This window comes from Monashia sp. HAY1-5C (assembly GCF_056755255.1).
In genome coordinates this window covers 17,377-27,123 of record NZ_JBPGXG010000053.1, presented here as the reverse complement: position 1 = coordinate 27,123, position 9,747 = coordinate 17,377, and the positions used below count along the sequence as shown (strand labels likewise).

At 72.1% G+C, this 9,747-nt stretch carries 7 protein-coding genes; 1 reads left to right on the top strand and 6 read right to left on the bottom strand.

What is annotated here, in order from left to right:
• The 5 genes from ACR9ZK_RS10220 to ACR9ZK_RS10200 all read right to left on the bottom strand — a co-directional run.
• A partial coding sequence (locus ACR9ZK_RS10220) for a bifunctional glycosyltransferase/CDP-glycerol:glycerophosphate glycerophosphotransferase (RefSeq protein ID WP_481341792.1) occupies positions 1-2,403 on the bottom strand: 2,403 nt, incomplete at its 3' end.
• 312 nt (positions 2,404-2,715) lie between these two features.
• Positions 2,716-3,837, bottom strand: a complete 1,122-nt coding sequence (locus ACR9ZK_RS10215; protein ID WP_481341791.1) for a GuaB3 family IMP dehydrogenase-related protein — start codon at positions 3,835-3,837, stop codon at positions 2,716-2,718.
• Between the two features lie 82 nt (positions 3,838-3,919).
• The gene (gene guaB, locus ACR9ZK_RS10210) at positions 3,920-5,440 is read right to left on the bottom strand and encodes an IMP dehydrogenase (RefSeq protein ID WP_481341790.1); all 1,521 of its coding nucleotides are present in this window, start codon (positions 5,438-5,440) and stop codon (positions 3,920-3,922) included.
• 163 nt (positions 5,441-5,603) lie between these two features.
• On the bottom strand, positions 5,604-6,692 hold the full coding sequence (locus ACR9ZK_RS10205; protein ID WP_481341789.1) for a hypothetical protein: 1,089 nt from the start codon (positions 6,690-6,692) through the stop codon (positions 5,604-5,606).
• Complete coding sequence (locus ACR9ZK_RS10200) at positions 6,689-7,318, bottom strand: sigma-70 family RNA polymerase sigma factor (protein WP_481341788.1); 630 nt, start codon at positions 7,316-7,318, stop codon at positions 6,689-6,691. Before ACR9ZK_RS10200 ends, ACR9ZK_RS10205 begins: the two co-directional genes overlap by 4 nt.
• 317 nt (positions 7,319-7,635) lie before the next feature.
• Between ACR9ZK_RS10200 and ACR9ZK_RS10195 the strand changes: the two genes are divergently transcribed.
• Positions 7,636-7,923 (top strand): WhiB family transcriptional regulator, encoded by a 288-nt coding sequence (locus tag ACR9ZK_RS10195; RefSeq protein ID WP_481341787.1) that lies wholly within the window; start codon positions 7,636-7,638, stop codon positions 7,921-7,923.
• A 127-nt stretch (positions 7,924-8,050) separates the two neighbouring features.
• On the opposite strand, the gene groL is transcribed toward ACR9ZK_RS10195, so the two are convergent.
• Positions 8,051-9,667: a chaperonin GroEL gene (groL, locus tag ACR9ZK_RS10190; RefSeq protein WP_481341786.1), complete on the bottom strand. Its 1,617-nt coding sequence runs from the start codon at positions 9,665-9,667 to the stop codon at positions 8,051-8,053.
• Between the last annotated feature and the right edge of the window lie 80 nt (positions 9,668-9,747).

The following is a 9,747-nucleotide window of genomic DNA, read 5'->3' as shown; positions in this document are numbered from 1 at the left end:
TCCGTCGTCGGCAGCGTCAGATGTGTATAAGAGACAGGCCATGACCCGCGCCTCGTCGAACTGGAAGTACACCACCGGCCGGTCCATGTACGCGGTGTTGAACGCCATCGACGAGTAGTCCGTCACCAGCACCGCCGCCCGCGCGAAGTACTCCTGCACGTCGGCACCCTCGAACGACAGCGGCAGCACGTGCCCCGGCAGGTCCATCTTCGCCAGCACCGGCTGGATGTTCGGGTGCGGCAGGAACGCCACGCGCCGACCGGTCCGCTGCGCCAGCTCGGCCAGCTCGGGGCTGGTCAGGAACGCCGTCCACGCCTGCGCGTACTCGGTCTGGAAGAACCGCGCGTCGATGACCCGACGCTGGCTGCCCGGCTTCAGCGGCGGCACCAGCCAGTTGCGCCACGTCGGCGCCACGAGGATCAGGTCACAGCCCTCACCGGTGAACTGCTGCGCCTTCTCGTGCAGCCGGTCGAAACGCGGCAGCCCGGTCAGCACCGTCTCCTTGTCGGTGAACACGTACGGCGACCCCTCGCCCGCGATGGACTCGTACTCCCCCGGCGTCGACGTCACGAACACGTCGATGCGCTTGGGGTTGAGCCAACGCGACAGGTCGTCCTTGATGACGCCGTGCTGCAGGAACGTGAAGCGCCAGCGCGGCATCGGCACGTGCCGCATGACGGCCGGCGGCTCCTGCACCGGCTTGTCGATGTGCGAGGAGACAAGGTGGGCGGCGTTGATCATGAGCAGCTTCCACCGCAGCGACCCGTGCGCGACCAGCCTGCTGCCGTACCCGTCGGCCCTGAGGCGCTTCCAGTCCGCCGTGTCCTTCTCCACGACGAACCAGGCGCTGATCTCCGGGCGGTGATCGCGCAGGTACCGGAACAGGATCTCGCCCGAGTCGTTCGCGTCGTGGATCCGGTCCATGAGCACCCACGCGTCCCCGAAGACCTTGCGCACCTGCGGCCGCGCCGCCAGGAGCCGCACCGGGTCGACCTTGAGCTGCGCGAGCACCTCCTTGCGCCGCTTGGGCACGGGACGGAAGCGACGGGCGATGGCCTTGGCGCCGAGGGCGCGCGTTCGCTGCCCCGGCCAGTCGCCGTACAGCTCGACACGCTTCCCGTCGAGACGGACCTCGAGGGTGCCGCGGGCGTCGACCCAGAGCACCCGCTCCCACATGAGCGTGTCGCCGAAGAACTCGATGGCGCGCAGCTTGGCGTGGCGCGGGGTCGCGACGGACCCGCGCGTGTAGACCTCTTCGGTCGGCGGCTCGCCGACGTAGCGGTACCGGACGCGCACCTGGCGCTTGACCCGGTCGTACCGGTCGGTGACGACGTACGGGGTGTGCCACGGCTCGGTGCCGAGGCCGTGCAGGAGGATGTCACGCCAGTGCGGCTGCAGCTTGCGGATGTCGAAGGAGTCGACGACGTCGGCGTCGAGGAGCTGGGCGATCCGCGCAAGGACCTCGCGGAACGACGCCGCGAGCTCACCCTCGATGGCAGCGGCCGACGCGCCCATGGCGTCCTCGGCCGAGAAGTACCACGACAGCTCGTAGAGGACGACGTGCTGGACCCACATCGGGGCGCGGCCGAACTGCTCGGTGGCCTCGCGCAGCAGCGCCAGGTACCCGTCCCGCGGGACGGTGGCATACCGGCCGAGCGCAGAGATGCCCGTCTGCAACGTCGAGGACTGGTCCGCCCGCTTGCGGTAGAAGTACTTCGCCGAGGCGAGGAAGCCGGTGCGCCGGTTCGGCGCGCGCAGCAGGTAGCGGACCGCGAAGTCGCCGTCCTCGAAGTTCGGACGCAGTCCCGGGTTGAACCGCAGGTCGCCGATGACGTCGCGACGCATCGCCGACGTGGTCGAGCTGCCCGGGATGAACGAGGTGGCCACGTCGAGGTCGACGAGCAGGTTGCTGCCGTACATCCGCCAGCGTGGGTGCTTGCGCTCCTCGCCCGTGGCCTCCATCCGCAGGACGACGTTGCTGGACAGGAACTGGACGTCAGGGTGCTGCGTGGCGAAGGTCGCCATCGAGGACAGGTACGCCGGGTTGACGGTGTCGTCCGGGTCGGTGAACGTCACCCACTCGCCCGTCGCCACCTCGAGGCCGGCGTTGCGCGCCGCGGCCTGGCCGGCGTTCTCCTGGGTCAGCACGACGACCTCGAACGACACCCGTTCGGCCCAGGCGCGGGCCACCTCGAGGCTGTCGTCGGTGGACCCGTCGTCGACGAGGACGACCTGCAGGCGGGACAGGTCGAAGGTCTGCGCCTCGATCGAGGCGAAGAACTCCGGCAGGTACCGCGACACGTCGTACACCGCGGTGACGATGCTGAACAGTGGCCTGCCCGGCGCACCCGAGGTGGGGGACGTGGTGGAGCTCGGCGTCGTCTCGGGGGTGGGGTCGGTCATGGGTCAACGGGCCTTCCCGCGCAGGAGGGCATCCTGCGCTGCTGTCGTCGTCGGCGGAGGGTGCGGCAGGCAGGACCGCACGAAGCGTTCCTGGCCACCCCCTGGCGGAACGCGATCGACCGATCCTAACCACCGATGCGTCTGACGCCCACCCGGCACCCATGCCGTACCCATCGCACACCCATCAAAGGGGCGTATGCGCGCGGACGACGACGCGCACCGCCGCGGGCGGGTGCCGCAGCCGTGACGCGGTCAGCCGGCTGGGGTGCATCGGGACCGAGGACGTCGGGACCCGGGACGTCGGGATGTCGGTCAGTTGCCGAGGTACGGCGAGACGACGACCTCGACGCGCTGGAACTCCTTGACGTCGGAGTAGCCGGTGGTGGCCATGGCGCGCCGCAGGGCACCGACGATGTTCGTCGTCCCGTCGGCCCGGCGGCCGGGGCCGAAGAGGATCTCCTCGAGGGAGGCCTGCCTGCCGAGCTCGATGCGCTCCCCGCGCGGCAGCTCGGCGTGGTGGGCCTCGGGTCCCCAGTGGTAGCCACCACCCGGGGCGTCGGTGGCGCGGGCGAGGGCCGCGCCGAGCATGACGGCGTCCGCGCCGCACGCGATCGCCTTGACGATGTCACCGGAGGTCCCGACGCCGCCGTCGGCGATGACGTGGACGTACCGGCCACCGGACTCGTCGAGGTAGTCGCGGCGGGCGGCCGCGACGTCGGCGACGGCCGAGGCCATCGGTGCGTGGATGCCCAGGGCCGTGCGGGTCGTGTGCGCCGCGCCGCCGCCGAAACCGACGAGGACGCCGGCCGCGCCGGTGCGCATGAGGTGCAGGGCCGCGGTGTACGACGCGGCCCCGCCGACGATGACCGGCACGTCGAGCTCGTAGATGAAGCGCTTGAGGTTGAGCGGCTCGGCGCGCCCCGACACGTGCTCCGCGGACACCGTCGTGCCGCGGATGACGAACAGGTCGACGCCGGCGTCGACGACGGTCTTCCAGTGCTGCTGCGTGCGCTGCGGCGACAGGGCCCCCGCGACGGTGACACCGGCCTCGCGCAGCTGGCGCAACCGCTCGGTGATGAGCTCGGGCTTGATCGGCTCGGCGTACATCTCCTGCATCCGGCTCGTCGCCGCCTCCGGCTCGATCGCCGCGATCTCGCGCAGCTGGGCCGTCGGGTCCTCGTAGCGGGTCCACAGCCCCTCGAGGTCGAGGACCGGCAGGGCGCCGAGCTTGCCGAGCGCGATGGCCGTCTCGGGCGAGACGACCGAGTCCATCGGCGCGGCCATGACCGGGATGTCGAAGTGGTAGGCGTCGATCTGCCAGGCGACCGAGACCTCCTCGGGGTCACGGGTGCGCCGCGAGGGCACGACCGCGATGTCGTCGAAGGAGTACGCGCGGCGTCCGCGCTTGCCTCGGCCAATCTCGATCTCGGTCACCGGCCGATCCTACCGACCCCGCACGGCCCTCCCGGACGCCCGTTCGCGGGCGCGAGGCAGGGTCCGAGGTGGCTGCGGACCGTCAGCCGCTCGTCGAGTAGTTCGGCGCCTCGACGATGCCCTGGATGTCGTGGGGGTGGCTCTCCTTGAGCGAGGCGGAGGTGATGCGCACGAAGCGACCCTTGTCCTGCAGCTCGGGGACGGTGCGCGCGCCGACGTAGAACATCGACTGGCGCAGGCCGCCGACCATCTGGTGCGCGACGGCCGACAGCGGCCCGCGGTAGGCGACGCGTCCCTCGATGCCCTCGGGCACGATCTTGTCGTCGGACTCGACCTCGGCCTGGAAGTAGCGGTCCTTGGAGAAGGACTTCTTGCCGCGGCTGCTCATCGCGCCGAGCGACCCCATGCCCCGGTAGCTCTTGAACTGCTTGCCGTTGACGAAGATCAGCTCGCCCGGGCTCTCCTCGCAGCCGGCGAGGAGCGACCCGATCATGACCGAGTCGGCGCCGGCGACGATGGCCTTGGCGATGTCGCCGGAGAACTGGAGGCCACCGTCGGCGATGACGGGTACGCCCGCGGGCTTGCAGGCCTGGGCGGCGGCATGCACGGCGGTGACCTGCGGCGCGCCGACACCGGTGACGATGCGGGTCGTGCAGATCGAGCCGGGGCCGACACCCACCTTGACGGCGTCGGCTCCGGCGTCGACGAACGCCTGGGCCCCGTCGGTGGTGGCGACGTTGCCGCCGATGACCTGGACGTGGCGCGTGGCCGGGTCGGACTTGAGCCGCTCGACCATCTCGAGGAGCATCCGCACGTGGCCGTGCGCAGTGTCGGCGACGAGGACGTCCACGCCGGCCTCGATGAGCGTCGTCGCGCGCTCCCACGCGTCGCCGAAGTAGCCGATGGCCGCGCCGACCATGAGCCGGCCGGCGTCGTCCTTGCTGGCGTCGGGGAACTGCTCGCTCTTGACGAAGTCCTTGACGGTGATGAGGCCGGCGAGGTGGCCCTCGGCGTCGACGATCGGCAGCCGCTCGCGCTTGTGCTGGCGCAGCAGGGCCGTGGCGTCGTCGCGGCTGATGCCCTCGTGGCCGGTGATGAGCGGCATCGGGGTCATGACGTCCCGCACCCGCGTGGTGGCCCACTCGGCGACGGGCGTGAAGCGCAGGTCGCGGTTGGTGACCATGCCGATGAGCTTCTTGTCGCCGTCGACGACGGGCAGGCCCGAGATGCGGTACTCGCCGCAGATCTGGTCGAGCTCCTCGAGGGTGCGGTCCGGGCCGATGGTGACCGGGTTGGCGATCATGCCGGTCTGGGTCCGCTTGACGAGGTCGACCTGGTAGGCCTGGTCCTGGATCGAGAGGTTGCGGTGCAGGACGCCGATGCCGCCCTGGCGTGCCATGGCGATGGCCATCCGCGACTCGGTGACGGTGTCCATCGCGGCGGAGATGAGGGGCGTGCGGATGGACAGCTCGCGCGTCAGGCGCGTCGTCGTGTCGATGTCGGTGGGGGCGAGGTCGCTGTACCCCGGCAGCAGGAGCACGTCGTCGTAGGTCAGGCCCATCTGGGCGAACGGGGCCGGCACATCAGACGATCCGAGACTCATTGGCCAAGTCTAAAGGCTGCGACAGGCCCCTCCGGACGCCCTCCCGGCCGTCTCCCGGCCGTCTCCCGGCCGTCTCCCGGTCGCCCTCCGTACGCCCTCCCGGACACCTCGCCTGACGCGACGACGCGTCCCACCCCACCCCGAGCGGGGGGCTCGCCGGCGGTCAGAGAGCCGGCGCCGCGGGGGCCGCGTCGGCTCCGAGCAGGTCGCGGAGCGCGGTCACCGTCTCGTCGACGAGGGCCAGCGCCTCGCCGGCGCCGGCCACCGCTGCGGCCGAGGCGTCCGTGCCGGACCCGGAGCCCGTGCCGCGACCGGTCGGGCTCGGGCGGCCGGTGAGGGGCGTGGCCGGCGGGACGGGCGCCGTCGGCACGGCCGAGGGGCGCGCCGCACCACCGGTGCCGCCTGCGCTCGTTCCGCTCGACCCGCTCGACCCGCTCGTTCCGCTCGGTGCCGGGCCGCTCAGCGGCTGGGCCAGCGGGGACGGCGGGGTCGGCGACGTCGCGGGGGTCGGCGTCCCCGTGGCACCGCCCTTGGACCCCGGCTTGCCCTTGGGGGCCTTCGTGGTCTTCGTGGCCTTCGTGGCCTCGCCGGTCGAGGTCTGGGCCGGGTCCTGGCTCTCGTCCTCGGCGGTGTCGCCCTGGCCGTCCGGGGCACCCGGCTGGCCGACGCCGGCGCCGCTCGTACCACCGGCACCGGCGCCGCCCTGGGCGCCGCCCGCGGCATCGGCCCGGCCCGCGTCACCCGGGTTGCCGGTGCGGCGCGAGGCCGCACCGGGAGCGCCCGGGACCCCGGCTGCCTCGATCGCCGCGGCCTGAGCGGGCGGGAGCAGGACGATGGCACCGTCCGCCCGCCGGACCAGGACGAGGTTGCGGGCCGCGGTCGTGCCGGCCGTCTGCGGCAGACCGAGCCTCGAGAACAGGCCGCTCGGCGCGGAGCTGCGCGCGCTGTCGTCCATCTCCTGCAGGACCCGGACGTGGTCGGCGTGGCTCGGGCCGCGATCCGGCAGCGAGACCGCTGCCGCGACACCCGCGCCGGACGCGGCGATGGCGAGCGCGGCGAAGGCGCCGAGGTAGCGGTGCCGGGTGCGTCGGCCTCGGTGCGCCGTGCGCCCGGGCAGCGCGGTGTCGGCGTGCGCCGCGAGGGCACCGAGCAGGACGGCCACGGGCTCGCTGGGGTCGGCACCGCGCGCGCCGATGCGGTCGAGGAGCAGGTCGTCGGCGACGAGGTCGTCGATCGGGTACAGGTCGGTCATGCCACGTCACCCGCCTCGGCCTCGGCGACGAGGGTGCGCAGCTTGCCGAGCGCCCGGTGCTGGGCGACGCGGACGGCGCCGGCGGACATCCCCAGGGCGGCCGCGGTCTCGTCCGCCGAGAGCCCGACGGCGACCCGGAGGATGAGGATCTCGCGCTGCTGGGCCGGCAGCCGCTGCATGAGCTCCATCGCGACGGCGGCCTGGTCGCGCATCACGGCGACCGACTCGGGCGTCGGCCCCTCGTCGGGGCCGTCCGGCACCTCCGGCACCGGCGCCGGACCGCGCATCGCGGCACGCTGCGCGTCGGCCAGCTTGCGCGAGGTGATCGTGTAGACGAACGCCTCGAACGGCAGGCCGCGCTCCTCGTAGGTCGGCAGGGCCGTCATGACAGCCATGCACACCTCCTGGGCGACGTCCTGTGCGGTGTCCTCGGCACCGAACCGGCCGAGGCGGACACGGGCGTACTTCAGGGCCAGCTCCCGCACCCGGGCCAGCAGCAGCTCGTGGGCGCGGGGGTCGCGGCCGGAGAGCGCCGCGAGGTCACGGAGGGGCCGTGCGTCCACCCGGTCCATCGCGTCGACGCCGCTCGGCGTTACGCGCGCCGACGGGGAGCGTCCCGGACCCATTGCACCTCGTTCCCCCGATGGTCGTGTGTCGTGGCCGCGAGGCCGTCGTCGTGCCCGTCCGCGCTCCTGCAGAGCGCCCTCATGGTAGTGGGTCGGACCGCGCCCGGGACGCTCGAGAGGCCGTCGCCCGGGGGCCGCGGAGGTCCCCCGACGAGCATGCCATCTGGTTGGCAAGTCTTGAACAAGTCTTGAAGATTCTGCTCTTTAACCGTGGTCGCGGGCCCGGTTAGCGTCGATGGCGCGGCCCTGCAAGGGGAAACCTCCGGCCGCCCGTTGGACCCCGGCGGCCCCACCCGCCCGACCCGAAAGACGAGTTCATGGCTGAGATCACCCGCCTGCCGGGACCGGTTGCCGACCTCTGGGACTGGCAGCTCGACGGAGCGTGCCGCGGGGTCAGCCCCGACGTGTTCTTCCACCCCGAGGGCGAGCGCGGTCCGCGCCGGCGCAACCGCGACGCCGAGGCCAAGGCCGTGTGCGCGGGCTGCCCCGTCGTGGAGGCCTGCCGCTCGCACGCCCTCGAGGTGCGCGAGCCCTACGGGGTCTGGGGCGGGCTGACCGAGGGTGAGCGCGAGCTGCTCTACGACACGGTGCCGGCGGCGTCCTGACGCGCCCCCACGACAGGCGGCGTGCCGGGGCCGGCAGGACCACCGGACACACAGAACCACCGGACCTACCGGAACGCGGAGAGGGCCGCTCCCCCAGGGGAGCGGCCCTCTCTCTGTGCGTGTGAGGTCAGTGACCGTGGCCGTGGCCGTGGCCGCCGACGCCCTCCGGCTCCTCCTCGGGCTTCTCGACGACGAGCGTGTCGGTCGTCAGGATCATCGAGGCGATCGACGCGGCGTTGCGCAGCGCGGAACGCGTCACCTTGACCGGGTCGATGACGCCGGCGCCGATGAGGTCGCCGTACTCGCCGGTCGCGGCGTTGAGGCCCTGACCGATCGCCATCTCGGCCACCTTGGAGGTGACGACGTAGCCCTGCAGGCCGGCGTTCTCGGCGATCCAGCGCAGCGGCTCCTGCACCGCCTTCTTGACGATCGCGGCACCGGTGGCCTCGTCGCCGGACAGGCCGAGCCCGTCGATGACGGTCGAGGCGTGGATGAGGGCGGTGCCGCCACCGGCGACGATGCCCTCCTCGATCGCGGCACGCGTCGCGGAGATCGCGTCCTCGATGCGGTGCTTCTTCTCCTTGAGCTCGACCTCGGTGTGCGCGCCGACCTTGATGACGCAGACGCCACCGGCGAGCTTGGCGAGGCGCTCCTGGAGCTTCTCGCGGTCCCAGTCGGAGTCGGTGCGCTCGATCTCGGCCTTGATCTGGTTGACGCGGCCGACGACCTCGGACTCCTCGCCCGCACCGTCGATGATGGTCGTGTCGTCCTTGGTGATGACGACGCGGCGGGCCTGGCCGAGGACGGTCAGGTCGGCCTGGTCGAGCGAGAGCCCGACCTCGGGGGCGATGACCTGGCCACCGGTGAGCACGGCGATGTCCTGGAGCATCGCCTTGCGGCGGTCGCCGAAGCCGGGAGCCTTGACGGCGGCGACGTTGAACGTGCCGCGGATCTTGTTGACGACGAGCGTCGAGAGGGCCTCGCCCTCGACGTCCTCGGCGATGATGAGCAGCGGCTTGCCGGACTGCACGACCTTCTCGAGGACGGGCAGCACCTCGGCGACCGCGGAGATCTTGCCCTGGTTGATGAGGACGTAGGCGTCCTCGAGGACGGTCTCCATGCGCTCGGCGTCGGTGACGAAGTACGCCGAGAGGTAGCCCTTGTCGAACTGCATGCCCTCGGTGAACTCGAGTTCGGTGGCGGTCGTCGAGGACTCCTCGACGGTGATGACGCCGTCCTTGCCGACCTTGTCGAAGGCCTCGCCGATGAGGCCGCCGAGGGTGGCGTCCTGGGCCGAGAGGGTCGCGACGGAGGCGATCTCGTCCTTGCCGTCGACGTCGCGGGCGTGCTTGAGCAGCTCGTCGTTGACGGCGCTGACGGCCTTGTCCATACCGCGCTTCAGGGCGGCCGGTGCGGCACCGGCGGTGACGTTGCGCAGGCCCTCCTTGACCATGGCCTGGGCGAGGACGGTCGCCGTCGTCGTGCCGTCACCGGCGATGTCGTTGGTCTTGGTCGCGACCTCCTTGGCGAGCTGCGCGCCGAGGTTCTCGTACGCGTCCTCGAGCTCGACCTCGCGGGCGATCGTCACACCGTCGTTGGTGATGGTGGGGGCGCCCCACTTCTTGTCGATGACGACGTTGCGGCCCTTGGGGCCGAGCGTCACCTTGACGGCGTTGGCGAGCGCGTCGACGCCGCGCTCGAGGGACTTACGGGCGGAGTCGTCGAACTCCAGCATCTTGGCCATGGTGTTCCTTCTGGCTCGGGTGTTGCGGTGGCGTTGGTGGGGCCGGGAACCGGACGCACCCCGGGAGTCCCCGGTCGGGG